At 61.3% G+C, this 26,447-nt stretch carries 19 protein-coding genes; 11 read left to right on the top strand and 8 right to left on the bottom strand.

The features are described from left to right. Positions 1 to 38 precede the first annotated feature (38 nt). The gene (iolE, locus tag WA302_RS23740) at positions 39 to 935 is read left to right on the top strand and encodes a myo-inosose-2 dehydratase (protein ID WP_019455194.1); all 897 of its coding nucleotides are present in this window, start codon (positions 39 to 41) and stop codon (positions 933 to 935) included. A gap of 61 nt (positions 936 to 996) precedes the next feature. Here the strand turns inward: iolE and WA302_RS23735 are convergent, their stop codons facing one another. Together WA302_RS23735 and WA302_RS23730 are read right to left on the bottom strand one after the other, a co-directional pair. Continuing rightward, on the bottom strand, positions 997 to 2,178 hold the full coding sequence (locus WA302_RS23735; RefSeq protein WP_049205584.1) for a P1 family peptidase: 1,182 nt from the start codon (positions 2,176 to 2,178) through the stop codon (positions 997 to 999). Then, a complete protein-coding gene (locus tag WA302_RS23730) occupies positions 2,171 to 2,686 on the bottom strand; it encodes a GNAT family N-acetyltransferase (protein ID WP_049209126.1) in 516 nt (171 codons plus the stop codon). The genes WA302_RS23735 and WA302_RS23730 overlap by 8 nt, the downstream gene beginning before the upstream one ends. 390 nt (positions 2,687 to 3,076) lie before the next feature. On the opposite strand from WA302_RS23730, the gene WA302_RS23725 reads away from it, so the two are divergent. From WA302_RS23725 to gntK, 4 genes are all read left to right on the top strand, one after another. Further along, positions 3,077 to 3,772 carry a pirin family protein gene (locus WA302_RS23725; protein WP_025304570.1) on the top strand — a complete coding sequence of 232 codons (696 nt, stop codon included), beginning with the start codon at positions 3,077 to 3,079 and terminating at the stop codon, positions 3,770 to 3,772. Positions 3,773 to 4,066: 294 nt separating this feature from the next. Continuing rightward, complete coding sequence (gene gntR, locus WA302_RS23720) at positions 4,067 to 5,062, top strand: gluconate operon transcriptional repressor GntR (RefSeq protein ID WP_043138978.1); 996 nt, start codon at positions 4,067 to 4,069, stop codon at positions 5,060 to 5,062. A gap of 340 nt (positions 5,063 to 5,402) precedes the next feature. Beyond that, on the top strand, positions 5,403 to 6,719 hold the full coding sequence (gene gntT, locus WA302_RS23715; RefSeq protein WP_016930400.1) for a gluconate transporter: 1,317 nt from the start codon (positions 5,403 to 5,405) through the stop codon (positions 6,717 to 6,719). A 101-nt stretch (positions 6,720 to 6,820) separates the two neighbouring features. After that, the gene (gene gntK / locus WA302_RS23710; RefSeq protein ID WP_033631893.1) at positions 6,821 to 7,348 is read left to right on the top strand and encodes a gluconokinase; all 528 of its coding nucleotides are present in this window, start codon (positions 6,821 to 6,823) and stop codon (positions 7,346 to 7,348) included. A 30-nt stretch (positions 7,349 to 7,378) separates the two neighbouring features. On the opposite strand, the gene WA302_RS23705 is transcribed toward gntK, so the two are convergent. Next, entirely contained in the window at positions 7,379 to 7,972 is a 594-nt protein-coding gene (locus WA302_RS23705) for a YhgN family NAAT transporter (protein WP_004930825.1), read from the bottom strand. Between the two features lie 193 nt (positions 7,973 to 8,165). Between WA302_RS23705 and asd the strand changes: the two genes are divergently transcribed. The 6 genes from asd (at position 8,166) to glgP (ending at position 19,326) form a co-directional block, all read left to right on the top strand. Beyond that, the gene (gene asd / locus WA302_RS23700; RefSeq protein WP_015379325.1) at positions 8,166 to 9,269 is read left to right on the top strand and encodes an aspartate-semialdehyde dehydrogenase; all 1,104 of its coding nucleotides are present in this window, start codon (positions 8,166 to 8,168) and stop codon (positions 9,267 to 9,269) included. A gap of 443 nt (positions 9,270 to 9,712) precedes the next feature. Further along, positions 9,713 to 11,899: a 1,4-alpha-glucan branching enzyme gene (glgB, locus tag WA302_RS23695; protein WP_261456848.1), complete on the top strand. Its 2,187-nt coding sequence runs from the start codon at positions 9,713 to 9,715 to the stop codon at positions 11,897 to 11,899. Continuing rightward, the gene (gene glgX, locus WA302_RS23690; protein ID WP_025304567.1) at positions 11,896 to 13,878 is read left to right on the top strand and encodes a glycogen debranching protein GlgX; all 1,983 of its coding nucleotides are present in this window, start codon (positions 11,896 to 11,898) and stop codon (positions 13,876 to 13,878) included. The genes glgB and glgX overlap by 4 nt, the downstream gene beginning before the upstream one ends. A 15-nt stretch (positions 13,879 to 13,893) precedes the next feature. After that, on the top strand, positions 13,894 to 15,171 hold the full coding sequence (gene glgC, locus WA302_RS23685; RefSeq protein ID WP_025304566.1) for a glucose-1-phosphate adenylyltransferase: 1,278 nt from the start codon (positions 13,894 to 13,896) through the stop codon (positions 15,169 to 15,171). Between the two features lie 135 nt (positions 15,172 to 15,306). Continuing rightward, positions 15,307 to 16,737, top strand: a complete 1,431-nt coding sequence (gene glgA, locus WA302_RS23680) for a glycogen synthase GlgA (protein WP_261456850.1) — start codon at positions 15,307 to 15,309, stop codon at positions 16,735 to 16,737. A gap of 141 nt (positions 16,738 to 16,878) precedes the next feature. After that, complete coding sequence (gene glgP, locus WA302_RS23675; protein ID WP_025304564.1) at positions 16,879 to 19,326, top strand: glycogen phosphorylase; 2,448 nt, start codon at positions 16,879 to 16,881, stop codon at positions 19,324 to 19,326. 67 nt (positions 19,327 to 19,393) lie between these two features. Here glgP and glpD read toward each other — a convergent pair whose 3' ends face one another. The 5 genes from glpD to malT all read right to left on the bottom strand — a co-directional run bounded on the left by glpD (position 19,394) and on the right by malT (position 26,089). After that, a complete protein-coding gene (glpD, locus tag WA302_RS23670) occupies positions 19,394 to 20,902 on the bottom strand; it encodes a glycerol-3-phosphate dehydrogenase (protein ID WP_043138961.1) in 1,509 nt (502 codons plus the stop codon). Positions 20,903 to 21,148: 246 nt separating this feature from the next. Continuing rightward, on the bottom strand, positions 21,149 to 21,907 hold the full coding sequence (locus WA302_RS23665; protein WP_004930797.1) for a DeoR/GlpR family transcriptional regulator: 759 nt from the start codon (positions 21,905 to 21,907) through the stop codon (positions 21,149 to 21,151). Positions 21,908 to 21,957: 50 nt separating this feature from the next. Further along, positions 21,958 to 22,794 (bottom strand): rhomboid family intramembrane serine protease GlpG, encoded by an 837-nt coding sequence (gene glpG / locus WA302_RS23660; RefSeq protein ID WP_049205574.1) that lies wholly within the window; start codon positions 22,792 to 22,794, stop codon positions 21,958 to 21,960. A 171-nt stretch (positions 22,795 to 22,965) separates the two neighbouring features. After that, positions 22,966 to 23,292: a thiosulfate sulfurtransferase GlpE gene (gene glpE / locus WA302_RS23655; protein ID WP_004930790.1), complete on the bottom strand. Its 327-nt coding sequence runs from the start codon at positions 23,290 to 23,292 to the stop codon at positions 22,966 to 22,968. An 82-nt stretch (positions 23,293 to 23,374) separates the two neighbouring features. Continuing rightward, a complete protein-coding gene (gene malT / locus WA302_RS23650; RefSeq protein WP_060435144.1) occupies positions 23,375 to 26,089 on the bottom strand; it encodes an HTH-type transcriptional regulator MalT in 2,715 nt (904 codons plus the stop codon). Between the last annotated feature and the right edge of the window lie 358 nt (positions 26,090 to 26,447).

Raw genomic sequence — 26,447 nt, 5'->3', positions numbered from 1 at the left:
CATTTGCACCGGCGGCCCTCCAAGGACCGAGGCAGACCATGAATAAAGACAACGTGAAATTGGCCATCGCGCCAATCGGCTGGACCAACGACGACATGCCCGATCTGGGCAAGGAAAACACCTTCCAGCAGTGCGTCAGCGAAATGGCGCTGGCCGGTTTCACCGGCAGCGAAGTGGGCAGCAAATACCCGCGCGATCCGGCGGTGCTGAAACCGATGCTGGATATTCGCGGCATCCAGATCTGCAACGCCTGGTTCAGCACCTTTTTCGCCGACGGCCAAAAAGACAAAACCATCGATGAATTTATCAACCACATGAATTTCCTGCATGCCATGGGCGCCAGGGTGATTGGCTGCTCCGAGCAGAGCAAGAGCATTCAGGGCACCACCAAAGGCGTGTTCGAAGAGAAGCCGTATTTCAGCGATGAAGAGTGGCAGCGCGTGGCCGACGGTTACAACGAGCTGGCGAAGATCGCCGCCGGCAAAGGCATGCAGGTGTGTCTGCACCACCACATGGGTACTGGCATTCAGACTACCGCCGAAATCGATCGCTACATGAGCATGGTCAACGACGACGTTTACCTGTTGTTCGATACCGGGCACGCCTACTATTCGGAAGGCAGCCAGCAGGCGATGATGGCGATCCTGGAGAAGTATCTGCCGCGCATCAACCACGTCCATCTGAAGGACGTGCGCGATGAGGTGGTGGCGGAAGTGAAGGCCAACAAGCTGAGCTTCCTCGATGGCGTGAAGAAGGGCACCTTCACCGTGCCGGGTGATGGCGTGATCGACTTCAGGCCGGTGTTCAAGCTGCTGGACGAGCGCGGTTACAAGGGATGGATGGTGGTGGAGGCCGAGCAGGATCCGGCGCTGGCCAACCCGTTCGAGTATGCGGTGAAAGCGCGCCGCTATATTCGGGAAACCGCCGGTATTTAAGCGGTAAGGGTGAATAAAGATCGAGGGGCGCTGCCAGCGCCCCTTTTTTGATGGCGGCGCGTTAGCCGCCGAGCGTTTGCCAGGTTGCGACCTGGCTGCCTGGCCATGGTGTAGCGGCATGCACGCCACGGGCGATCGCCCGAGCGAGGGTGTCCGCCGCCAGCGCGCCGATTTGCAGCACCGCCAGTTCGCGGCTGCCCTGTACCTCGCGCTGCCCGGTGGACAGGGCGAACACCACGTCGCCGTCAAACGGGCTGTGCAGCGGGCGAATAGCGCGCGCCATACCGTCTTGCGCCATGATGGCCACCCGTTTCAACTCCACTCGCGTCAGCGCCAGGTCGGTGGCGATGCAGGCCAGGGTGGTGTTCTTTCTGCCGCCCTGCGGCTCTTGCACCATCCCGTCTTCACCCTGCGCATGCAGTTGCGCCAGCGCCGCCGCGCCGCCGTTGCCAAATTCACCGTTAATTTCATAAGGCGTCGCCCAGAAGGCGCGGGTGCCGGGTGCGACCACCGCACCCAAACTGTTGACCGCCACTAGCGCGCCGACGGTAGCGCCGTTGGTGGCCACGATCGACGCCGAACCGAGGCCGCCTTTCAGCTTGCCCATGCCGGTCATGGCGCCGTAGCCGGCCCCGACGGTGCCCAGCGGAAAGTCCAGGCCGGCCTTGCCGACCGCCTCGATGCCCAACTGGCGATACGGCGGCGTGAGCTGCCAGTTTTTGTCGCCGCCGTTGGCCAGATCGTACAGGCAGGCGGTGGGCACGATAGGGGAGACCGGCACGCCGGGTGCTGGGCGCAGTGCGTAGCCTTTACCCTGTTGCCCCAGCCAGGCTGCGACGCCATCCGCCGCCGCCAGACCGTAAACCGAACCGCCGCTGAACGTCAGCGCATCGATGGTCTGTACCAAATTGTCCTCACCGAGCGCGTCGGTTTCCCGGGTGGCGGGGCCGCCGCCGCGCACGTCCACGGCGGCAATCGCCGGGCTGTCCGGCAGGATCACCGTCGCGCCGGTGCGCACCCGGCTGTCCTGAGCCACGCCGACCTTCAGGCCGGGCACATCGGTAATCAGGTTGCGGGAGCCTGGGCGCCCGGCGGCGGAAGTTGGCATAGCGGCACCTAATGGGGTGAGAGGAGAGAATATGCCGACGGCGGCGGTCAGGCCGGCCAGCGCGTGTAAAAAGGTTCGGCGGTTGATATGCAGGGGCCGGCACAGCGGCCCCTGCGGGTGGGGAATATTACGCATCGCCGTGCGGCTGCCCGGAACGCAAACGCGCCATATGGTAGGCGTCGACCAGCACGCCATCGCGCATGGCATAGCCGCGGCTGGTGCCCTCTATCTCGAAGCCGAACTTGCGGTATAGCGCGATGGCGGCCGGGTTGTCGGTGAACACCGTCAGTTCGATGCGCTCGATGGCGGCCCAGTTGTCGCACAGGTCGATCATCGCCCGCATCAGGCGGCTGCCGACGCCTTTGCCGTGGTAGCGCGGATCGACGCCGATGCCGAAGGTGGCGACGTGGCGGCGGCGAACGCGCTGATTCAGCATCACAACCAACTGGCCGGCAAGCTGCCCGTCGATGATGGCCGCCAGGTTATGCGTGCCCGGTTCGGGATTGGCGAGTCGCTTCTGCCAGGACTCGACGGACGGTAGCGGGAGCTGCAGCGTATCGCGGTAGACGGGCGTCTGCGAATAAAGATGATGCAGGGCTTGCGCATCCGTTGTTTCCACGTGGCGTATCACGATCTCGCTCATGTCGCTGCTCCTTTTGCTTACCGGTTGAATAACCTCTGAATTTATCCGTTTACTGCCTTGAGTCAATATTATTTCAACGGGTCAAAAAAAACGCTTTACAGGTGCGAATGATAATGATTATTATTGCGATGCGTTCCGGGGAGGGCATCAACCCTTGATACTCTCACTGCGAAGGCACGACATTGCTCACATTGCTTCCAGTGTTTACTTAGCCAGCTCGGGTGCTGGCTTTTTTTTTGCCCTTTTTTCAGCCGTTTCCGCCTTCAACAAATCCGCTGCCCATCCGCTGTTTCATTCCATCGAAATTTTTGAACAGAGGCATGAGTTTTTTACGCTTTCTTATTCTGCTGGCAGGACTAGACTGTAAAAAAACATTGAGGAGAGTTGAATATGATTTATGTACGTAAAGCGGAAGACCGCGGCCACGCCAATCATGGCTGGCTGGATAGCTGGCACACCTTCTCATTTGCCGATTACTACGATCCGAACTTTATGGGATTCTCGGCGCTGCGGGTGATCAACGAAGATATGATCGATGCAGGGCAGGGTTTCGGTACTCACCCGCATAAAGACATGGAAATCCTGACCTACGTGCTGAGCGGCACGGTGGAACATCAGGACAGCATGGGCAACAAGGAGCAGATCCAGGCCGGTGAATTCCAGATCATGAGTGCGGGCACCGGGGTGCGTCACTCCGAGTACAATGCCAATCAGGATCGTCCATTGCACCTGTACCAGATTTGGATCATCCCGGATCAGGTCGGGCTTGAGCCACGCTACGAGCAGCGCATGTTCGACGCGCCGCAGGGCCGTCAGCTGGTGCTGTCGCCGGATGCGCGTGACGGCTCGCTGAAGGTGTTCCAGGATATGACGCTGTCGCGTTGGGCGCTGAATAAAGGCGAGCAGGGGGAATGCCCGATCGCCGCCGGCCGTCGCGTTTGGATCCAGGTGGTGCGTGGCAAGGTCTCGGTCAACGGCCAGACCGCCGGCATCAGCGACGCGTTCGCGGTGTGGGATGAATCGGCGCTGACGATCCAGGCCGACGAAGAGAGCGAAATCCTGCTGTTCGATCTGCCGCCGGTGTGATTAAGCGGTAAATATCAAGGGCTCACGGTGTGAGCCCTTGAGGTGAGTGACTCGCCTGCCGACGTTGCCTGACTTAACGCCGGCAAAACATATAAAAACAAGGAAAATCAATTTATTGATTTTCGGCTGATCGTCACAAAGGGGGAGAAACCACGCTTTTTCCCCCTTTGTCTGCGTATGAAGGGCTCACGATGTGAGCCCTTTTTGCGTTGGCCGTCGCATAACCGACAATATCGGCCCGCCGTTTTTTTTGCTAAAATGACTGCCCATTCACGGTTAGTCAGTTCATTGATAATGAAGAAAAAACGGCCGGTACTCCAGGATGTGGCGGACAAGGTGGGCGTGACCAAGATGACGGTGAGCCGTTATCTGCGCAATCCCGACCAGGTTTCCGCCGCCCTGCAGCAAAAAATCGCCGTCGCGCTGGATGAGCTGGGCTACATCCCCAACCGCGCGCCGGACATCCTCTCCAACGCCACCAGCCGGGCGATTGGCGTGCTGTTGCCGTCGTTGACCAACCAGGTGTTCGCCGAAGTGCTGCGCGGCATCGAAAGCGTGACCGACGCGCACAACTACCAGACCATGCTGGCGCACTATGGCTACCTGCCGGAGCGTGAAGAAGAGCGTCTGACCTCGCTGCTTTCTTACAATATCGACGGCCTGATCCTGTCTGAGCGCCATCACACGCCGCGCACCCTGAAAATGATCGAGGTGGCGGGCATTCCGGTGGTGGAGCTGATGGACTGCGTCTCGCCGTGCATCGATCTGGCGGTGGGCTTCAACAACTTCGAGGCGGCGCGCCAGATGACCCAGCAGATCATCGCGCACGGCCACCGTCACGTGGTCTATTTCGGCGCCCGTCAGGATGAACGTACCATCATCAAGCAGCAGGGGTATGAGCAGGCGATGCGTGAATCCGGCCTGGAGCCGTACAGCATCATGACCGCGCGATCTTCCTCCTATTCCGCCGGCGGTGAACTGCTGCGCGTGGCGCAGCGCGACTATCCGCAGATCGACAGTATCTTCTGCACCAACGATGACCTGGCGATCGGCGCGGCCTTCGAGTGCCAGCGGCAGGGGCTGTCGATCCCGCAGGACATGGCGATCGCCGGCTTCCACGGCCATGACATCGGCCAGGTGATGGTGCCGAAGCTGGCCAGCGTGCTGACGCCGCGTGAACGCATGGGGCAGATCGGCGCCGAGCGCTTGCTGGCCCGGCTGCGCGGTGAAACGGTATGCCCACGCATGGTGGACGTCGGTTTCACCGTGATCCCCGGTGGCAGTATCTGAGCCATTTTAACGTTCTGTTTTAACACCCTTTCTTTTTGCAGCGCGCCCTGAGGCGCGCTGGTTATCCCGCCTGTAAGCCCGCCGCTCGTTGCCGACATAAGTTTGATCTCTGTCCCAGAACGCGAATTTTAGCCGCTTACCCGGTTCCGGCGCTCATGTTGTTACCGGTATCATGATACCGGTAACAACGAGTGTGCGGTCATCTTGCTGCAAGACTGAACCTCTGACTCAACAACACCTACAGCTCTTCTTAAACACCGGGAAAGAGCCTAAAAATAAAACAACCGCACGCTTTACGCCTATCGTAAAGAGAGTCGCGATAAAAGGTTGGAGAAAAACTATGCCATTAGTGATTGTTGCAGGCGGCGTAGCGCTGCTGCTGCTGCTGATGATCCGCTTCAAGCTGAACGGCTTTATCTCTCTGGTTCTGGTTGCCCTGGCGGTCGGGATTGCACAGGGTATGCCGGTCGATAAGGTCATCGGCTCCATCAAGGCCGGCGTGGGCGGTACGCTGGGCAGCCTGGCGCTGATCATGGGCTTCGGCGCCATGCTCGGCAAGCTGCTGGCGGACTGCGGCGGCGCACAGCGCATCGCCACCACGCTGATCGACAAGTTCGGCAGAAAACACATTCAATGGGCGGTGGTGCTGACCGGCTTCACCGTCGGCTTCGCGCTGTTCTACGAAGTGGGCTTCGTGCTGTTGCTGCCGCTGGTGTTCACCATCGCCGCCTCCGCACGCATTCCGCTGCTGTACGTCGGCGTGCCGATGGCCGCCGCGCTGTCGGTGACCCACGGCTTCCTGCCACCGCACCCAGGCCCGACCGCCATCGCCACCATCTTCCATGCCGACATGGGTAAAACCCTGTTGTACGGCACGCTGCTGGCGATCCCGACGGTGATCCTGGCCGGCCCGGTCTATGCCCGCTTCCTGAAAGGCATCGACAAGCCGGTGCCGGAAGGCCTGTACAACCCGAAAACCTTTACCGACGCGGAGATGCCGAGCTTTGGCGTCAGCGTTGCCACGTCGCTGGTGCCGGTGATCTTGATGGCGCTGCGCGCGGTCGCTGAAATGGTGCTGCCGAAGGGCCACAGCCTGCTGCGCTTCGCCGAGTTCTTCGGCGATCCGGTGATGGCGACCCTGATCGCCGTCCTGATCGCCATCTTCACCTTCGGCCTGAACCGCGGCCGCACCATGGATGAAGTGATGGGCACCATCACCGACTCGATTAAAATCATCGCGATGATGCTGTTGATCATCGGCGGTGGCGGCGCCTTTAAACAGGTGCTGGTGGACAGCGGCGTCGAGCAGTACATCGCCGGCCTGATGGAGGGCAGCAACGTTTCGCCGATTCTGATGGCCTGGTCGATCGCCGCCGCGCTGCGTCTGGCTCTGGGGTCCGCCACCGTGGCGGCGATCACCGCCGGCGGCATCGTCGCGCCGCTGATCGCCACTACCGGCGTCAGCCCTGAGCTGATGGTGATTGCGGTCGGTTCCGGCAGCGTCATCTTCTCGCACGTCAACGATCCGGGCTTCTGGCTGTTCAAGGAGTATTTCAACCTGAGCATCATGGAAACCATCAAATCCTGGTCGGTGCTGGAAACCATCATCTCGGTGTGCGGCCTGGTGGGCTGTCTGCTGCTGGCGACGGTCGTATAATCTTTATCCGACGCCCTGCGGGGCGTCGGCGTTCCAGAGTATCTTTATCAGTTGGGACGCATTTGGCGCGCTCGCGCCAGTTCCCATAGGGGCATGACACAATGAGCAATCCGCAGAATCACGTATTTATCCTGATGGGCGTATCCGGCAGCGGCAAATCCGCCGTGGCCAGCGCCGTCGCCCACGAGGCCGAGGCAGCTATGCTGGACGGCGATTACCTGCATCCGCGCGCCAACATCAACAAAATGGCTGCCGGGCACGCGCTGGACGACAACGATCGCGCCCCGTGGCTGGCGGCCTTGAACGACGCCATCTTCGCCATGCAACGCACCAATCCCGTGTCGCTGCTGGTCTGCTCGGCGTTGAAAAAAAGCTATCGTGACCGCCTGCGCGAAGGGAATAGCAACCTGCATTTCCTCTACCTGAAAGGCGACAAGGCGGTGATCGAGGAGCGCCTGAAGCAGCGCAAAGGTCACTTCTTCAAACCGCAGATGCTGGTTTCGCAGTTCGCCACGTTGGAAGAGCCGGGCGAGCAGGAGCCGGATGTGCAAGCGATTGACATCAACCAGCCGCTGGACGGCGTGGTCGCCGATACGCTCGCCTATATTCGCCGCGTTACCGCCCGCTGAGCGCGGGCCGTTGTCGGCGCCGCCAGGCGCCTACAGCTTCATGTAAGCCCGCACGCCGTCCAGGAACATCTGGGTCGACAGCATCACCAGAATCAGCCCCATCAACCGCTCCAGCGCGCTGACGCCTTTGCTGCCCAGCAGGCGCAGGAACAGGTTCGACATCAGCAAAATGGCCGCAGAGAGACCCCAGGCGATCAACAGCGCTGCCACCAGATGGGGCAGCTGATGCGGATACTGGTGCGACAGCAGCATCAGCGCCGCCAGAATCGATGGCCCGGCCACCAGCGGGATCGCCAGCGGCACCAGGAACGGCTCCTCGCCGGCGGACAGCCCGGAGCTGTTCCCCTCCTGCGTGGGGAAAATCATCTTGATGGCGATCAGAAACAGGATGATGCCGCCGGAAATGGAGACGGTTTCGGTACGCAGGTTGAGGAACGCCAGAATTTTCTCGCCGGCGAACAGGAAGATCAGCATCAGCAGCAGGGCGATCAGCAGCTCGCGGATCAGCACCACCCGGCGGCGGCGCGGTTCCAGGTGCTTGAGCACCGACATGAAAATCGGCAGGTTGCCCAGCGGATCCATAATTAAAAACAGCAATACCGTAGCGGAAATCATCTCTGTCATGGTGACCTCGTGATCGGGAAAACGCCTCGGCCTTTTCGGCCGCGTCCTTGCCTATAAGAAGGATTGCTGAGAAATCCTCAGCCATCGAATAAATTCACTTTGCGCCCGCGCCGACATTTTGTAAGGTGAGGAGATATTGCACACAACTCGTTATCACCTACATAAGCCCTTATCCGGGCGGGATACAGATATTATGAAAAACGTTGGTTTCATCGGTTGGCGCGGAATGGTCGGCTCGGTTCTCATGCAACGCATGACGGAAGAGCGCGATTTCGACGCCATTCGCCCGGTCTTTTTCTCCACCTCGCAGCACGGTTCTGCCGCGCCGGCCTTCGGCGGCCAGCAAGGCACGCTGCAGGATGCGTATGACATCGACGCACTGAGCGCGCTCGATATCATTATTACCTGTCAGGGCGGCGATTATACCAACGAAGTCTATCCTAAGCTGCGCGCCAGCGGTTGGCAGGGTTACTGGATCGACGCGGCCTCGTCGCTGCGCATGCAGGACGACGCCATTATCATCCTGGATCCGGTCAACCACGCGGTGATCCAGCAGGGCCTGGACAAAGGCATCAAAACCTTCGTCGGCGGCAACTGCACCGTCAGCCTGATGCTGATGTCCCTCGGCGGCCTGTTCGCCAACGATCTGGTGGAGTGGGCGTCGGTCGCCACCTACCAGGCGGCCTCCGGCGGCGGCGCGCGCCACATGCGCGAACTGTTGACCCAAATGGGTATGCTGCACGCCGACGTGGCGAAAGAGCTACAGAACCCGGCTTCCGCCATTCTGGATATCGAGCGCAAGGTGACCGAAGCCACCCGCAGCGGCAAACTGCCGACCGATAACTTCGGCGTGCCGCTGGCCGGCAGCCTGATCCCATGGATCGACAAGCAGCTCGACAACGGCCAGAGCCGCGAAGAGTGGAAAGGCCAGGCGGAAACCAACAAGATTCTGAACACCGGCAGCGTGATCCCGGTCGATGGCCTGTGCGTGCGCGTGGGCGCGCTGCGCTGCCACAGCCAGGCGTTCACCCTGAAGCTGAAAAAAGACGTGTCGCTGCCGGAAATCGAGCAGATGCTGGCGACGCACAACGACTGGGTGCGCGTGATCCCGAACGACCGCGAGCTGACCATGCGCGAACTGACGCCGGCGGCGGTGACCGGCACGCTGAATACGCCGGTCGGCCGTCTGCGCAAGCTGAACATGGGGCCAGAGTACCTGTCGGCGTTCACCGTGGGCGACCAGCTGCTGTGGGGCGCGGCCGAGCCGCTGCGCCGCATGCTGCGCATCCTGTTGTAAACCCGCACTTCCTGGGGGCTGGCTGATTTCAGCCCCCTAAAGCCTTATTTTCCGCCTTTTTGTTCGCCGCGCACCGCGTCGGACAACGTCACCGCAAGCCTCGTTTCACTGGGCTCCACCCCGCATATCGCCTCGTCGGCCGCCGCATTCAGACGCCGCCGGGCTGGCAGTTTTCTTAATGAAGAATTTTCCTGAGCAATGCTGAGCAGTTTTTAACAGACATTGGCTATGCTTAACGCATGGGTGAACACTTTTTCACCATGACTGAAATATTTCAAAAAATAAGCATAAAGAGCGAAATTCAGGTCGGCAGAGTAAAGATTGGTCAATAACCGACCGCAATCACGCTTTAGAGTCCGAATGCATTGCATGATGACCAAAACGGCCAAGGAATAACCAACAAGCCGTGCTTAGATCATGCTGTTAATCTAAGGAAGAAGACTATGCCTGTACTTCCCGATCGTGACGTGATTGATCAGATCATCTCCGGCCATTACGCCGACCCTTTTGCTCTGCTTGGCATGCATGCGACCGATAACGGTCTGCAGGTGCGCGTGCTGCTGCCGGACGCCGGCGCAGTCTGGCTGGTAGAACAGCAAACCGGCCGGCGGCTGGTGCAGCTGAACTGCGACGATCCGCGCGGTTTCTTCAGCGCCGTGGTGCCGCGGCGAAAAAATCCTTTCCGCTATCAGCTGCAGGTCAGCTGGCGCGATCACCAACAGACTGTCGACGATCCCTACCGGTTTGGCCCGCTGCTGCAGGATATCGACAGTTGGCTATTGGCCGAGGGCACGCATTTGCGTCCCTATGAACGGCTGGGCGCCCACCTCGTTACGCTGGATGGCATCGACGGCGTCAGTTTTGCGGTCTGGGCGCCCAACGCCCAGCGCGTCTCGGTGGTGGGGGAGTTCAACTTCTGGGACGGCCGCCGCCATCCGATGCGTCTGCGGCGTGAGAACGGCATTTGGGAGCTGTTCCTGCCCGGCGTGCGGGCCGGCCAGCTGTACAAATATGAAATCGTCGATTGCTACGGCAATACCCAGCTGAAAGCCGATCCTTACGCCTTTGAGGCGCAGATGCGCCCGGATACCGCCTCGCTGGTGGCGCCGCTGCCGGAGGGGGTGCCGTCGACGCCGGCGCGCCGCCGCGCCAACGATTTTGACCAGCCGATCGCCATCTACGAGGTGCATCTCGGCTCATGGCGCCGCCACACCGATAATCACTTCTGGCTTAGCTATGGCGAGCTGGCGGTGCAGCTTATCGACTATGTGAAGGACATGGGATTCACCCATATCGAGCTGTTGCCGATCAACGAGCACCCGTTCGACGGCAGCTGGGGCTATCAGCCGCTGGGGCTGTATGCGCCGACCCGTCGCTTCGGCACGCCGGCCGATTTCAGGGCGTTCGTGGCGGCGGCGCATGAGGCGGGCATCAACGTGATCCTTGACTGGGTGCCGGGGCACTTCCCGAGCGACGCCTACGGCCTGGCGAATTTCGACGGCACCGCGCTGTACGAATACGCCGATCCGCGTGAGGGCTACCACCAGGACTGGAATACGCTGATCTACAACTACGGCCGTCACGAGGTGCGCAACTACCTGGCGGGCAACGCGCTGTATTGGCTGGAGCGTTTCGGTATCGATGCGCTGCGAGTCGATGCGGTGGCGTCGATGATTTATCGCGACTACAGCCGCGCCGACGGCGAGTGGGTGCCGAATTACTACGGTGGCAACGAGAACCTGGAGGCCATCGCCTTCCTGCGTTATACCAACCAAACTATTGGCCAGGCGCAGCCGGGCGCGGTGACGCTGGCGGAGGAGTCCACCGACTATCCCGGCGTCACTCTGCCGCCGGACGCCAACGGCCTGGGGTTCCACTACAAATGGAACCTCGGCTGGATGCACGACACGCTCAATTATATGAAGTGCGATCCGGTGCACCGCAAATATCACCACAACCAGATGACCTTCGGCATGCTGTATGCCTATACCGAGAACTTCGTGTTACCTATCTCGCACGATGAAGTGGTGCACGGCAAAAAATCGGTCCTCGACCGCATGCCGGGCGACGCCTGGCAAAAGTTCGCCAACCTGCGCGCCTATTACGGGTTTATGTGGGCGCATCCGGGCAAAAAGCTGCTGTTTATGGGCTGCGAATTCGCGCAGGGGCGCGAGTGGAATTTCGATACCAGCCTCGACTGGCATTTATTGGAGGGGTTGGATAATTGGCATAACGGCGTGCAGCGGCTGGTGCGCGATCTGAACCACTGCTATCGGCAGCAGGCGCCGCTGTACGAGCGCGACTACCGGCCGGACGGCTTCGAGTGGCTGGTGGTCGACGATCACGATAACTCGGTGTTCGCCTTCGCGCGCTACGATTCGCAGGGCAATGAGCTGATCGCCATCAGCAACTTTACCCCGGTGCCGCGCTACCGCTACCGCATCGGCCTCTCGCGCGCCGGTGACTACCGCGAGATCCTCAATACCGATTCGCACCACTATCACGGCAGCAACGCCGGCAATCAGGGGCGGGTCTCTTCCGAAGCGGTCGGCAGCCACGGCCGCGACTTCTCCATCTGCGTAACGCTGCCGCCGCTGGCGACCATTTATCTGCTGCGGGAGGCGCCATGACGGAGCTGACGGCCGGCCTCGCCGCGCCGCTGGGCGCGCATTACGACGGCGAAGGCATCAACTTTACCCTGTACTCGGCGCACGCCGAGCGGGTGGAGCTGTGCCTGTTCGACGGCCAGCAGCGCGAAGTACGCCTGCCGCTGCCGGCGCGCAGCGGCGATATCTGGCATGGCTATTTGCCGGGCGGCAGGCCGGGGCAACGTTACGGTTACCGGGTCTATGGCCCGTTTGATCCGACGAACGGACAGCGTTTCAACCCCAACAAACTGGCGCTCGATCCGGCCGCGCGCGCGGTGGAAGGGCCGGTGGGGGATCACCCGCACCTGCACGGCGGTTACGAGCAGCCGGACCCGCACGACAGCGCAGAGCTAATGCCGAAATGTGTGGTGGTGGACGAACGGTATGACTGGCAGGACGATCGCCCGCCTGCCACGCCCTGGGGCCAGACGGTGATTTATGAAGCGCACGTGCGCGGCCTGACGCTGCTGCACCCGAAGATCCCGCCGGCGCTGCGCGGCAGCTTCGCCGCATTGGGGCACCCGGCGATGGTCGCCCACTTCAAACGCCTCGGCATCACCGCGCTGGAACTGCTGCCGGTGCAGCAACATACCTCCGAACCGCGCCTGCAGCGGTTGGGGCTGATCAACTATTGGGGCTATAACGTGCTGGCGCCCTATGCGCCGGACAACCGCTACGCCAGCCTGAGCACCGATGCCACGCCGCTGAACGAATTCCGCGATGCGGTCAAGGCGCTGCACCAAGCCGGCATCGAGGTGATCCTGGACGTGGTGTTTAACCACAGCGCCGAGCTGGATAGGGACGGGCCGATGCTGTCGCTGAGCGGCATCGATAACCTGAGCTACTACTGGCTGACGCCCGAAGGGGACTATGTCAACGACACCGGCTGCGGCAACACGCTGCGGTTGGATCAGCCGCAAGGCGTGGCCTGGGTGATGGATTGCCTGCGTTTTTGGGTACGGGAGTGCCACGTCGACGGCTTCCGTTTCGATCTGGGCAGCGTGCTCGGCCGCACGCCGGAGTTCGATCGCGATGCCCCGCTGTTCCAGGCGATGCTGGCGGACGATGTGCTGTCGCGCTGCAAGCTCATCGCTGAACCTTGGGACGTTGGCCCCGGTGGCTATCAGGTGGGGGCGTTTCCCGGCCGCTTCGCCGAATGGAACGACCATTACCGCGATGACATGCGCCGTTTCTGGCTGCAGAGCGGCGTGTCGCTCGGCCAGTTCGCCCGGCGTTTTGCCGCTTCCAGCGATCTGTATAACCAGCGCGGGCGAGCGCCTTACGCCACCGTCAATATGCTGACCGCCCATGATGGTTTTACCCTGCAAGACGTGGTCAGCTTCAATGAGAAACACAATCAGCCCAACGGCGAGGGCAACCGCGACGGCAGCGATCGCAATTTCAGCAACAACCACGGCGTCGAAGGCCTGGTCGCCGACGACGCCATTGTACAACGCCGCAGGGCCAGCCAGCGGGCGATGCTCGCTACGCTGTTGCTGTCCCAGGGAACGCCGATGCTGCTGGCCGGCGATGAACAGGGACACAGCCAGCAGGGGAACAACAATGCCTATTGTCAGGACAACGCCACCACCTGGCTCGATTGGGCCACGGCGGACGATGCGCTAACCGATTACGTCGCGGCACTGATCGCGCTGCGCCGCCAGATCCCCGCGCTGCAGCAGGACCGCTGGTGGCAGCAGGATGACGGCAGCGTGCAGTGGCTGAACGCGCAAGGGCAGGCGCTCGACGCGCAGCAGTGGGAGCAGGGCGAGCCGCTCATGCAGATCCTGCTGTCGCAGCGCTGGCTGCTGCTGATCAACGCCACGCCGCAAACGACGGAGATGAGGTTGCCGGAAGGCGATTGGCAGGTTGTCGCCCCGTTCACTCAGGAAGACTCACGGGCGGTATTGCCCGCCTGGCACCAGGCCGCGCGCTCGCTTTGCGTACTGGTACGGAAATAATAAAAGGAGTCCGCTATGGTTAGGTTTGAAAATAAAGACCCCCTGATGTTGGCGCGCCAGTTGCCGATTAAATCCGTAGCGCTGATCCTGGCCGGCGGCCGCGGTTCACGTCTGAAAGATTTGACCTCCACCCGCGCCAAGCCCGCCGTCCACTTTGGCGGCAAATTCCGCATCATCGACTTCGCCTTGTCGAACTGCCTGAACTCCGGCATCCGCCGCATCGGCGTGATCACCCAATACCAGTCGCACACGCTGGTGCAGCACATTCAGCGCGGCTGGTCATTCCTCAACGAGGAGATGAATGAGTTCGTCGATCTGCTGCCGGCCCAGCAGCGCCTCAGCACCGAGCATTGGTACAAGGGCACCGCAGACGCGGTGTACCAGAACCTGGATATCATCCGCCGCTACGAGGCCGAATACGTGGTGATCCTGGCGGGCGATCACATCTACAAGATGGATTATTCGCGCATGCTGATCGACCACGTCGAGAAGGGCGCTCAGTGCACTGTGGCTTGCCTGCCGGTGCCGCGCAGCGAGGCCGGTGAATTCGGCGTGATGAAGGTGGATGAAAGCGATCGCATCATCGAGTTTCTGGAAAAACCCACCGATCCGCCGGCGATGCCGGGCAACCCGGATATGTCGCTGGCCAGCATGGGCATCTATATTTTTAATGCCGCCTACCTGTTCCAGCTATTGGAGGAGGATATGTCGACCCCCGGCTCCAGCCACGACTTCGGCAAGGATCTGATCCCGAAAATCACCGCGCAGCAGGCGGCGTGGGCACATCCGTTTACCTTATCCTGCGTGACGTCCAACCCCGACTTGCCGCCGTACTGGCGCGACGTGGGCACGCTGGACGCCTACTGGCGCGCCAATCTCGATCTGGCGTCGGTGACGCCGGAGCTGGACATGTACGACCGCGCCTGGCCGATCCGCACCCACATGGAACCGCTGCCGCCGGCCAAGTTTGTGCAGGATCGCTCCGGTAGCCATGGCATGACCATGAATTCGCTGGTGTCCGGCGGTTGCATCGTGTCTGGGTCGGTGGTGGTGCATTCGGTGCTGTTCCCGCGCGTGCGAGTGAACTCGTTTTGCACCATCGACTCTACCGTATTGTTGCCGGACGTGAACGTCGGCCGTTCCTGCCGCCTGCGGCGCTGCATCATCGACCGCGCCTGCCACATTCCGGAGGGCATGGTGATCGGGGAAAACGCCGATGAGGACAGCAAGCGTTTTTATCGCTCGGAAGGCGGCATCGTGCTGGTGACGCGCGAAATGTTGTCAAAATTGTGAGTTAACGTGGGCGGCAGAACGATAGCCTGCCGCCCGATGAACGGTTCGATGGCTTGCGCAACGCGGCACACATAACAGCGGCAAGCCTGCTTTATTTCTTATCCAGAGGCCTTCGGCCGACTTTCAGGAGTGATAATGCAGGTCTTACACGTATGTTCTGAAATGTTCCCCCTGCTGAAAACGGGCGGACTCGCAGACGTGGTTGGCGCACTGCCGGCGGCGCAAATCGCCGAAGGCGCCGATGTTCGGGTGCTATTGCCCGCTTTCCCTGACGTACGCAACGGCATTCCGGACACCGTGCTGGTGGCGGAAATCGATTCGTTCGCCGGCCGGGTGGGCCTGCGTTACGCCACCTATCATGGCGTGGGCATTTACCTGATCGATGCGCCCTGGCTGTATGACCGGCCGGGCAGCCCGTACCACGATCAGTCCATGTACGCCTACCCCGACAACCACCGGCGCTTTGCGCTGCTGGGCTGGATGGCCTGCGAGCTGGCCAAGGGGCTGGATCGCTACTGGCGCCCGCAGCTGGTGCACGCCCACGACTGGCACGCCGGTCTCAGCTGCGCCTATCTGGCCGCCAACGGCCACCCGGCGCGTTCGGTGTTCACGGTGCACAACCTGGCCTACCAGGGGCTGTTCTCCGCCCATCACGTGACCGAGCTGTGGCTGCCGGCGTCGTTTTACGACGTCTACGGCCTGGAGTTTTACGGCCAGATGTCGTTCCTCAAGGCCGGGCTGTTTTATGCCGACCACGTGACCGCCGTCAGCCCGACCTATGCGCGCGAGATCACCCGGCCGGAGTTCGGCTACGGCATGGAGGGGCTGCTGCAGGAGCGGCAGCGGCAGGGCAGGCTGAGCGGCATCCTCAACGGCGTGGACGACAAGATTTGGGATCCGGCCCACGACCCGCGGCTGAGTGCCCGCTACGACGCCGACGATCTGAAAAGCAAGGTCAAAAACAAGCTGCATCTGCAAAAGGCCATGGGGCTGAAGGTGGACGAATCGCTGCCGGTGTTCGCGGTGGTGAGCCGATTGACCAGCCAAAAAGGCCTGGATCTGGTGCTGCAGGCGTTGCCCGAATTGCTGGCGCAGGGCGGGCAGTTGGCGCTGCTGGGCGCCGGCGACGCGGTGCTGCAGCAGGCGTTTCTGGCCGCCGCCGCCGACTACCCTGAGCAGGTCGGCGTGCAGATCGGTTATCACGAATCCTTCTCCCACCGCATCATCGGCGGCGCCGACGTCATTCTGGTGCCGAGCCGCTTCGAGCCCTGCGGCCTGACGCAGCTCTACGGCCTGAAATACGGCACGCTGCCGCTGGTGCGCCGTACCGGCGGGCTGGCGGACACGGTGGTGGACTGCGCCCTAGAGAACCTGGCCGACGGCACCGCCAGCGGATTTGTGTTCGACGATTGCGACGCCGTTGCGCTGGGCAACGCCATCCGCCGCGCCATGGTGCTGTGGAGCCGGCCGAAACACTGGCGCCACGTTCAGCGTCACGCCATGAGCGTGGACTTCGGCTGGCCGGTGGCGGCGAAAGAGTATTTATCGCTTTATCAACGCTTGTAGCCCGCGTTTCGCGTCTCGGGTTGACGCACGGCGGGCAGCCGTAAGGGTAGATTGTCGGGGCGCGGCGTACCGCGTCCATGTTCAGCGGAGCCCGCTATTCCGCGGCGAATGGCGGGGCTCCCTACAAGGGATTAAAAAGCCATGACTTCACCGTTTAGTTACACCTCACCTACGGTCAGTGTGGAAGCGCTGAAACACTCCATCGCCTATAAGCTGATGTTTATCGTCGGCAAGGATCCGGCTATCGCCAACCGGCACGATTGGCTGAACGCCGTGCTGTTCGCGGTGCGCGATCGCATGGTGGAGCGCTGGCTGCGTTCCAACCGCGCCCAGCTGTCTCAAGACGTGCGGCAGGTGTATTACCTGTCGATGGAGTTCCTGATCGGCCGCACTCTGTCTAACGCGCTGCTGTCGATGGGCATCTATCAGGATATCGACAATGCGCTGAATGAGATGGGGCTGAACCTGGCGGAGCTGCTGGAGGAAGAGAACGACCCCGGGCTCGGTAACGGCGGTCTGGGCCGGCTGGCGGCCTGCTTCCTCGACTCGCTGGCCACGCTGGCGCTGCCGGGGCGCGGCTACGGCATTCGCTATGAATACGGCATGTTCAAGCAGAACATCGTCAACGGCCAACAGATGGAATCGCCGGACTACTGGCTGGAGTACGGCAATCCGTGGGAGTTTCCGCGCCATAACACCCGCTACAAGGTGCGCTTCGGCGGCCGCGTGCAGCAGGAGGGCGCCAAGGCGCGTTGGCTGGAGACCGAAGAGGTCGTGGCCATCGCCTACGATCAGGTGATCCCCGGTTTTGACACTGACGCCACCAACACGCTGCGGTTATGGGGCGCGCAGGCCAGTAACGAGATCAACCTCGGCAAGTTCAACCAGGGCGATTACTTCGCGGCGGTGGAAGATAAAAACCATTCGGAGAACGTGTCGCGCGTGCTGTATCCGGACGATTCGACCTCCTCCGGGCGCGAACTGCGGCTGCGGCAGGAGTATTTTCTGGTGTCGGCCACGGTACAGGATATCCTCAATCGCCATTGGCTGATGCACAAAACCTTCGACAACCTGGCGGACAAAATCGCCATTCACCTCAACGACACCCACCCGGTCTTGTCGATTCCCGAGCTGATGCACCGGCTGATCGACGAGCACAAATTCAAGTGGCTCGACGCCTGGGAAGTGGTGGAGCAGGTGTTCTCTTACACCAACCACACGCTGATGAGCGAGGCGCTGGAAACCTGGCCGCTGGACATGATAGGCCGCATCTTGCCGCGCCACCTGCAGCTGATTTTCGAAATCAACGATCACTTCCTCAAGATGGTGCAGGAAGTGGCGCCGGGCGACAACGATCTGCTGGCGCGGGTCTCGATCATCGACGAAACCAACGGCCGCCGGGTGCGCATGGCGTGGCTGGCGGTGGTGGCCAGCCACAAGGTCAACGGCGTTTCCGCCCTGCATTCTGAACTGATGGTGCAGTCGTTGTTCGCCGACTTCGCCCGGCTGTTCCCGACTCGTTTCTGCAACAAAACCAACGGGGTAACGCCGCGTCGTTGGCTGGCGCTGGCCAACCCGCCGCTGGCGGCGGTGCTGGACGACTGCATCGGCCAAACCTGGCGCACCGATCTCAGCCAGCTGAGCGAGATCCAGGCCAATATCGACTACCCGAGCTTCCTGCAGGCGGTACAGCGTGCCAAGCGGCAGAACAAGGAGCGGCTGGCGCTGTATATCGCCAAAACGCTCAACGTGGTGGTCAACCCGGATGCGTTGTTCGACGTGCAGATCAAGCGCATCCACGAGTACAAACGGCAGCTGCTCAACGTGCTGCATGTCATCACGCTGTATAACCGTTTGCTGGACGATCCGGAGATCGAGCGTGTGCCGCGGGTGGTGATCTTCGCCGGCAAGGCGGCCTCGGCCTACTATGCCGCCAAGCAGATCATCCGCTTGATCAACGACGTGGCCAAAGTGATCAACAACGATCCGCGCGTGCATACCCAGCTGAAGGTGGTGTTCATTCCGAACTACGGTGTCAGCCTGGCGCAGATCATCATCCCGGCGGCGGATCTGTCGGAGCAGATCTCGCTGGCGGGCACCGAGGCCTCGGGCACCAGCAATATGAAGTTCGCGCTGAACGGCGCGCTGACCATCGGCACGCTGGACGGCGCCAACGTCGAGATGCGCGAGCACGTGGGGGAGGAGAACATCTTTATCTTCGGCAATACCGCCGAGCAGGTCGAGGAGCTGCGCCGCAACGGTTACAACCCGCGCCAGTACTATGAGCAAGACCCGGAGCTGCATCAGGCGCTGACGCAGATCGCCACCGGCGTGTTCAGCCCGGAAGAGCCGAAACGCTATGGCAATCTGTTCGACTCGCTGGTCAACCTCGGCGACCACTATCAGCTGTTGGCGGATTACCGCAGCTATGTGGACACGCAGGACAAGGTGGACGAGGTCTATCTCAATCAGGACGAATGGACGCGGCGCGCGGTGCTGAACATCGCCAACATGGGCTACTTCTCCTCCGATCGCACCATTCAGGAATACGCGGACGAAATCTGGCACATTCAGCCGGTGAAGCTGTAAAGCGGGGCAGGAAAAAAGCAAAGGGCCGGATAACCGGCCCTTTTTCGTTTTTTCGTTACGCTGCGGCTCAGGAAGCCAGAGACAGCGCTTTCGTTTTCGCGTGTTCTGCCAGCCAGGCTTTCACTCGCGCCTGCTGCGCCTCGTCCAGCCACATACCCAGCTTGGTACGGCGCCAGATGGCGTCGGCCAGTTCTACGACCCACTCTTTCTCGGTCAGGTAGCGCAGCTCGGCTTCATACAGACCGTGGCCGAAATCTTCGCCCAGATCGGCGAGGCCGTTGGCGCCGGCCAGGATCAGCTCGCTCTGGCTGCCGTAGGTGCGGGCATAGCGGCGCGCGAGAGCTTCCGGCAACCAGCCGTGCGCACGGCGCAGTTTGGCCGCGTAGCCGTCGCGGTCGCCGTCGATGTCACCGCCCGGCAGCGTGGCGTTTTTGGTCCACGCCGGGCCGCAGCCTGGGTAGTAGTGGGCCAGTTTTTCCATCGCATGCTCGGCCAGCTTGCGGTAGGTGGTCAGCTTGCCGCCGAAGACCGACAGCAGCGGCGCTTTGCCCTGCTCATCGTGCACGTCCAGCGTGTAATCGCGGGTGATCGCCTGCGGTGAATCGGACTCGTCGTCGCACAGCGGACGCACGCCGGAGTAAGTCCAGACGATGTCGTCGCGGCCCAGCTGCTTCTTGAAGTGATCGTTGTACACTTTCAGCAGATAAGCGATTTCGTTCTCGTCGATCTTCACGTCTTTCGGATCGCCTTTGTACTCCACGTCGGTGGTACCGATGATGGAGAACTCGTCATTCCACGGGATCACGAACACGATGCGGTGGTCTTCGTTCTGCAGAATGTAAGACTGCGGCTGATCGTGCACGCGCGGCACCACGATGTGGCTGCCTTTGATCAGACGGATGCCGTAAGGCGATTTCAGCTTCAGGCCGTCGTCGAAGAAGTTTTTCACCCACGGGCCGGTGGCGTTCACCAGGCCTTTGGCGCGCCAGGTGAAGGTTTTGCCGCTGTCGATATCGACCGCTTCCACCATCCACAGGCCGTTTTCACGCCATGCGCGGGTCACTTTGGTGCGGGTGCGCACTTCGCCGCCGCGTTTTTCCACTTCCTGCGCGTTCAGCACCACCAGGCGAGCATCGTCAACCCAGCAGTCGGAATATTCGAAACCGCGCTTCAGTTCAGGCTTCAGCACCGACTCTGGTCCAAAGCGCAACCCCTTGCTGCCCGGCAGGCTGGTGCGTTTGCCCAAGTGATCGTACAGGAACAGGCCGATACGGATCATCCAGGCCGGACGCAGGTGCGGCTGGTGCGGCAGGCGGAAACGCATCGGGAACGCGATGTGCGGTGCCAGCTTCAGCAGCACTTCACGCTCGGCCAGCGCTTCGCTCACCAGACGGAATTCGTAGTGTTCCAGGTAGCGCAGGCCACCGTGGATCAGTTTGGAACTGGCGGAAGACGTAGCACAGGCCAAGTCTTGCGCTTCCAGTAGCAGTACCGACAGCCCGCGCCCGGCAGCATCCGCCGCGATGCCGGCACCGTTGATGCCGCCACCGATAACGATCAAGTCTTTGGTTTCCACGTCATCTTCCTCCAGATGTTCGAAATAGCTCTTTCATGTTCGTTTTCGCTCATGATTGTAATCAAAAACCAACAAGCAAGCCAAGACTTAACCAAACAAAAACATTTAGGCGTGATAGAGGTAACAGTTTGGTGATGATAGTCACATAAATGATGTGGATATGGCGCGAGCGCGCAAACGGCTGTCGATGAAGAGGGCGGGGAGTAGGAAACGGGGCGGCGGCGCGCCCCGCAGGTTAACAGCGGATCAGCACAGCTCCAGTTGCACGTCGTACTGCTCGATGATTTTCATCACGCTCGGCGGCGGCAGCTGGTCGGTAAACAGGTAGTCGATCAGGTTCATGTTGCCCAGGTTGACCATGGCGTTGCGGCCGAATTTAGAGTGGTCGGTGACCAGCATCACGCAGCGGGAATTTTCGATAATCGCGCGTTTGGTGCGCACTTCGTGATAGTCGAATTCGAGCAGCGAGCCGTCCATATCGATGCCGCTGATGCCGAGAATGCCGTAATCGAGGCGGAATTGAGAGATGAAGTCCAGGGTGGCTTCGCCCATGATGCCGCCGTCACGGGTGCGCACTTCGCCGCCGGCCAGGATCAGGCGGAAGTCTTCCTTGGCGGTCAGCAGGGTGGCGACGTTGAGGTTGTTGGTGACCACGCGCAGGTTCTTGTGGTTCATCAGCGCATGGGCCACCGCTTCCGGCGTGGTGCCGATATCGATGAACAGCGTGGCGCCGTCCGGGATCTGGCTGGCGACGCGCTGCGCGATGCGGGCTTTCTCTTCCGACCACATCACCTTGCGATCGTTATAGGCAGCGTTGACCGAGCTGGAAGGCAGCGCCGCGCCGCCGTGGTGACGCTGGATCTTGTTCTGGTCGGCCAGGTCATTCAAATCGCGGCGAATCGTTTGCGGGCTGACGTCAAAATGTTCCACCAGCTCTTCCGTGCTGACGTAACCCTGCAGGCGCACCAGCTCGATAATTGCGTCATGACGCTGTGTTTGCTTCACGATAATCCCCTAAAACGCCCGCCATGCCCGCTGGGCACAGCTCCCGGCTGTTATTGTTCGTTGTGTGCGCGATGACGCGTATCCCAAAATGCCATCAATAACCCTAACACTAAACCGGCTACGTGTGCCGCGTTGGCGATCGACATTCCTAAAATATCGAAATATCCGGCCACCAGCCACAGCACCGAGAACACCATCAGGCCGCGCGGCAGCATCAGGCCGCGCTCCGGCGCCCGTTCGCCCGACAGCCACACATAGCCCATCAGCGCATAGACCACGCCCGACAGCCCGCCGAACAGCGCGCCGCTGAACAGCGATTGTGCCCAGCCGCTGAAGAAGGCCGACACCACCGCCAGCACGAACAGCTTACCGGCGCCGAGGCGTTTTTCCATCTGGCCGCCGAGATACCACCACCACATCAGGTTAAACAGAATATGCAGCAGGGAGAAGTGCAGGAACGCATGGCTGACCCAGCGCCACAGCTGCGTGTATTGGCTGCTGTCTTGCGGCCAGGAGAGCCAGTACATCACGGTATCGTCACCCAGCACCTGCATCAGGATGTAGACCGCGATGCACAGTACCATCACGCCGAGCGTCAGCGGCCCGGCCTTGCTGCGCAGGGTGTGCAGGTAGGATTCGCTCTGATAGTGCAGGCCGGCGTCGGTATGGCCGGTCTGCCAACTGGCGGCCTGATAACGGCGGTTGAGCGGATCGACCAGAAACTGCTGCAGCTCGTGTTGCACCTGCTCGAGGTGGCTGTCGTCGGCCAGCCAGATTTCCGCCGCCTCGCCGCTGTTGCGCAGCTCAAGCCGGATGCCCTGGGTCGCCATATAGTCGACAAAGGCCAGCGCCAGGCGCGGGTTGGATATGGCGATTACTCTAACCATTGCTCTTCCGTCGTAAGTGAATGATTTTGGCCGCGGCTTGCTCGCCGATGACCCTGACGGCCGATTATAACGTCGAAATCCTGAGCGCTGGCAAACGGATCTGCGAAAAACCCGCGAAAACGCGCATAAAATCGAAGGGAAAGCCCGCCGATGCGCAGCGGGCGGCGGGGATCAGGCAGAGGTTTCCACGTCTTGCGGGTACTGGCGGGCCCAGGCTTCGAAACCGCCGTCGATGCTGTAGACCGCGTCGAACCCCTGGTGCAGCAGGTATTGCGCCGCGCTGCGGCTGCTGTTGCCGTGGTAGCACATCACCATCACCGGCCGCTCGAAGTCGTTTTGCTGCATAAAGGCCGACAGGGTGGCGTTGGTGAGGTGAAAGGCGCCCGGCGTATGCCCGGCTTCAAAACTTTGCGGATCGCGGATGTCGACCAGGGCGGCGCTGCCCTCTTTCCAGCGGGTGTACGCCTGCTCAACGTTGATCGCTTCGAACTGTTCCATACTGCTGACTGCCTCGTTATTGGGGGACGCCGCTATTGTAACCAACTCGGCGGCGTTTAAGACCAGAGGGATATCAGGGTTTTTACGCGCCGTACCCCATCATCTTCAGCAGCTGCTGCGCTTGCTGCACCGCTTCCTGGCGATGGGCCACGCCCAGTTTCTGATACAGGTTGCGGATGTGCGTCTTGATGGTGGTGGCCGCCACGTCCAGCTCGCCGGCGATCTGGTCGTTGCTGTAGCCGGAATAGATCAGCCCCAGCACCTGCCATTCACGCTGGGTGAGCGGGCTGGTGCGGATCAGCTCCGGCACCTGCGGGTGGGTCAGCAACTTATCGACGAAGTTCTCGTCGAAATGCGCGAATTTGTGCCGATGATGCTGGTTGATGTCGCGCAGGATACGCTGGGCGCGATGCTGCTCCAGCTCCGGCAGCGTGTTGAGCTGGATCAGCTGGCGCAGCTGCTGCGCCATCGCTTCGCCTTCGATGACGAAATGGCTGATAAAGCCGGTGCGGTTAGCCAGCGACAGTGCTTCGATCAGCGCCTGCTGCGCTTCGCCCTTGCGCTCCTGCAGCCAGTAGAGCTGGTTGCTGAGCAGCAGGTTGCGGTTGAGATCGCTCACCAGCCGCAGGCGGCGGGCGTTCTCGTTCAGTTCATCCAGCACCACGCCGGCCTCTTCGTACTGGCCGAGCAGGATTTGCACCCGCGCGATGTTGCGCCATTGGCCCTGCGTGAAGTGGTTGTCCGCCATACCGGGTTTTTCGGTGTGGCGCAGCCACTGGGCGGCGGCGGCGGTGTCGCCGGTCATCTGCCAGTGGATCACCCGCGATTTGTCGGTGTTGGTCAGCCAGTCGCGATGATAATGAGCGCCGTGCAGCAGGGCTTCGCACCGCTGCAGATGGGTATTGGCGTTGTCCAGATCGCCGCGCGCCAGCGAGCATTTTGCTAACATGGCGATGCACTGCAGCTGCTGTTGCGGTTGGTAGTTCGCCAGAATTTTCAGCCCGGCGCGCGCCGCGTCTTCCGCTTCGTCCAGCCGTGACCACGACCACAGGATCTGCGCGCGAATGCGCAGCAGGAATTCGTGCATCGGCAGCTGTTCCAGGTGCTGTTCGCGGATCAGTTCGAAGGCCTTATCCTGGGTTTCGTAAGCGGCCTGCAGGTAGCCTTGGGCGATAAGAATTTCGCTCTGCTGCAGCAGCGCCCAGAGCGCGTAATGGTTGGCCTGATGACGACGCGCCATCTGTTCGGTTTGCTGCATCATCGGCAGCGCGCGCGCCAGCTCGCCCTTGCAGTGGTGCACTTCGCCGGTCACCGAGGTGGCGACGATGCGGCTGTAGTAGCTGGACAGCGGCAGGAATTTTAACGCTTCGGTCGCCAGCCGCTCGGCTTCTTCCGGTTTGCCGGCGTTGATCGCCACCTGGGCGCGCAGGGCGTCGAACTCGGCGTGCAGCGTTTGGTCTATCTCGATTTTCTGTTCGCGCATGGTGCGCTCGGCGCGCTCCAGCAGGGTATTGACCTCGCTGTAGCGGTGCTGGCTCTGCGCCAGCCAGGCCTGCAGCAGCGCCAGCTTGGGGTTTTGGATCAGGCGCTCATAGGGCAGCGCGTTGAGGCACTCCTCCAGCAAGGCCAGTTCGCTGTGGTGGAACAGCGACCAGGCGTGTTGCAGCAGGATGTCGCGCAGCATGCTGACGTCGCTGGCCGCCAACGCGTGGTGAATGGCCTCCGCCGGATACCCCAGCGCCAGCCAGCCCTCGGCGGCGGCGCGGTGCAACCCCGGCAGCTCCAGCGCCAGTTCCCACTGGCAACGCTGGCGCAGGAAAGAGGCGAACAGCGGGTGGAAGTTGAACCACTCGCCGGTGTCGTCCATGCGGTGGATAAACAGCCCCTGGCGCTCCAGCTCCTCCAGCCGCTGCTGGCCGTTGTCTTCGCCGGTCAGTCGCACGATCAGCGCATCGTTCATCGAACGCAGCACCGAACAGCGCAGAAGGAAAGCGCGCGCATCGGCATCGACGTGGTCCAGCACTTCGTCTACCAGGTAGTCGGACAGGTGACTGGCGTTCAGCCCCGCCAGGCGCTTGGCCGACAGCTGAGCCGACGAGGCGGACTGGCGGGCCGACAGCGCGATCAGCTGCAGCGCGGTGGCCCAGCCTTCGACTTCGTCGCACAGGCGGCTGCTGTCCTGCTGTTCCATCGGCGCCGCCAGGCGGCAGTCGAAGAACTGTTTGGCTTCCTGGTGGGTGAATGCCAGCTGCTGCGTGCCCATTTCCAGCAGCTGATCGCGCACCCGCAAATTGGCGATGCCGAGCGGCGGCAGGGTGCGTGAGAGCAGGATCAGCGTCAGGTTTTCCGGCTGATGGCGCAGGAAGAAGCGCATGGCTTCGTGGATGGCGTCGTTGGTGATCAGGTGGTAGTCGTCGATCACCAGGTACAGCGGCTGGTGCCAGTCGGCCAGCTCGATAAACAGCTGGGCGAACAACGCCGACAGGCTGGCGTACTGGTGTTTCTGGCTCAGCACCTCGCTCTTGACGCAGCGGCCGCCGCTGGCCTGCTGCAGCGCGGCAATCAGGTAGCTGGCGAAGCGCTCCGGCTGGTTGTCGCTCTCATCCAGCGAATACCAGCCCAGATCGGCCTTGCCGGCCGCCCATTGGGCGATCAGCGTGGTTTTCCCGTATCCCGCCGGGCAATTGACCAGTGTCAGGCGATAGTTGCCCGCGCTGGCCAGTTTGGCCAGCAGGCGATCGCGGATCACGGTATTTTGCAGCCGTACCGGGCGGCTCAGTTTTGATGGGATCAGCATAGTATTCCAGGGTATAAATCGCGGTTCCCGCCGGGATTGGAGTGGCGCTAATTATTTTATGGTTCGTAATTAATAGCTCCCCCTAACTTCTGCCAACCCTAAACGTATTGCAACAAGCTTCCGCATAGGCTTGGAGTTAAGTTGCTATTGATCACACTTTTTTACGTTTGGCGCCGGCGCGCGGCGATGCGGTCGCGGATCGCATTTCCGGCCATGGACAAAACTTCAGCAGCGCGAATACTTGTGCTAACGTCATGGTTAACGTTCTCAGTGCTCGCCGCACGCGTTGGCGGGCTTTTTTGCATCGTTGCAAGGGAGTCAAACAGTGCCTGAGATCACAATTCCAGCTACGCCCCAA

The organism is Serratia sp. 201, assembly GCF_037027545.1.
Classification (GTDB): Bacteria; Pseudomonadota; Gammaproteobacteria; order Enterobacterales; family Enterobacteriaceae; genus Serratia; species Serratia bockelmannii.
This window is presented reverse-complemented; position numbering and strand designations above follow the sequence as displayed.

What these genes read in the sequence shown, in the direction of transcription:
- gntK (WP_033631893.1), top strand. Translation starts at nt 6,821, where the DNA reads ATGAGCAATCCGCAGAATCACGTATTTATCCTGATGGGCGTATCCGGC.
- glgB (WP_261456848.1), top strand. Translation starts at nt 9,713, where the DNA reads ATGCCTGTACTTCCCGATCGTGACGTGATTGATCAGATCATCTCCGGC.
- glpE (WP_004930790.1), bottom strand. Translation starts at nt 23,292, where the DNA reads ATGGAACAGTTCGAAGCGATCAACGTTGAGCAGGCGTACACCCGCTGG.
- glgP (WP_025304564.1), top strand. Translation starts at nt 16,879, where the DNA reads ATGACTTCACCGTTTAGTTACACCTCACCTACGGTCAGTGTGGAAGCG.
- WA302_RS23725 (WP_025304570.1), top strand. Translation starts at nt 3,077, where the DNA reads ATGATTTATGTACGTAAAGCGGAAGACCGCGGCCACGCCAATCATGGC.
- gntT (WP_016930400.1), top strand. Translation starts at nt 5,403, where the DNA reads ATGCCATTAGTGATTGTTGCAGGCGGCGTAGCGCTGCTGCTGCTGCTG.
- asd (WP_015379325.1), top strand. Translation starts at nt 8,166, where the DNA reads ATGAAAAACGTTGGTTTCATCGGTTGGCGCGGAATGGTCGGCTCGGTT.
- glpG (WP_049205574.1), bottom strand. Translation starts at nt 22,794, where the DNA reads ATGGTTAGAGTAATCGCCATATCCAACCCGCGCCTGGCGCTGGCCTTT.
- iolE (WP_019455194.1), top strand. Translation starts at nt 39, where the DNA reads ATGAATAAAGACAACGTGAAATTGGCCATCGCGCCAATCGGCTGGACC.
- glgC (WP_025304566.1), top strand. Translation starts at nt 13,894, where the DNA reads ATGGTTAGGTTTGAAAATAAAGACCCCCTGATGTTGGCGCGCCAGTTG.
- WA302_RS23730 (WP_049209126.1), bottom strand. Translation starts at nt 2,686, where the DNA reads ATGAGCGAGATCGTGATACGCCACGTGGAAACAACGGATGCGCAAGCC.
- gntR (WP_043138978.1), top strand. Translation starts at nt 4,067, where the DNA reads ATGAAGAAAAAACGGCCGGTACTCCAGGATGTGGCGGACAAGGTGGGC.
- glgA (WP_261456850.1), top strand. Translation starts at nt 15,307, where the DNA reads ATGCAGGTCTTACACGTATGTTCTGAAATGTTCCCCCTGCTGAAAACG.
- WA302_RS23705 (WP_004930825.1), bottom strand. Translation starts at nt 7,972, where the DNA reads ATGACAGAGATGATTTCCGCTACGGTATTGCTGTTTTTAATTATGGAT.
- WA302_RS23735 (WP_049205584.1), bottom strand. Translation starts at nt 2,178, where the DNA reads ATGCGTAATATTCCCCACCCGCAGGGGCCGCTGTGCCGGCCCCTGCAT.
- glgX (WP_025304567.1), top strand. Translation starts at nt 11,896, where the DNA reads ATGACGGAGCTGACGGCCGGCCTCGCCGCGCCGCTGGGCGCGCATTAC.
- malT (WP_060435144.1), bottom strand. Translation starts at nt 26,089, where the DNA reads ATGCTGATCCCATCAAAACTGAGCCGCCCGGTACGGCTGCAAAATACC.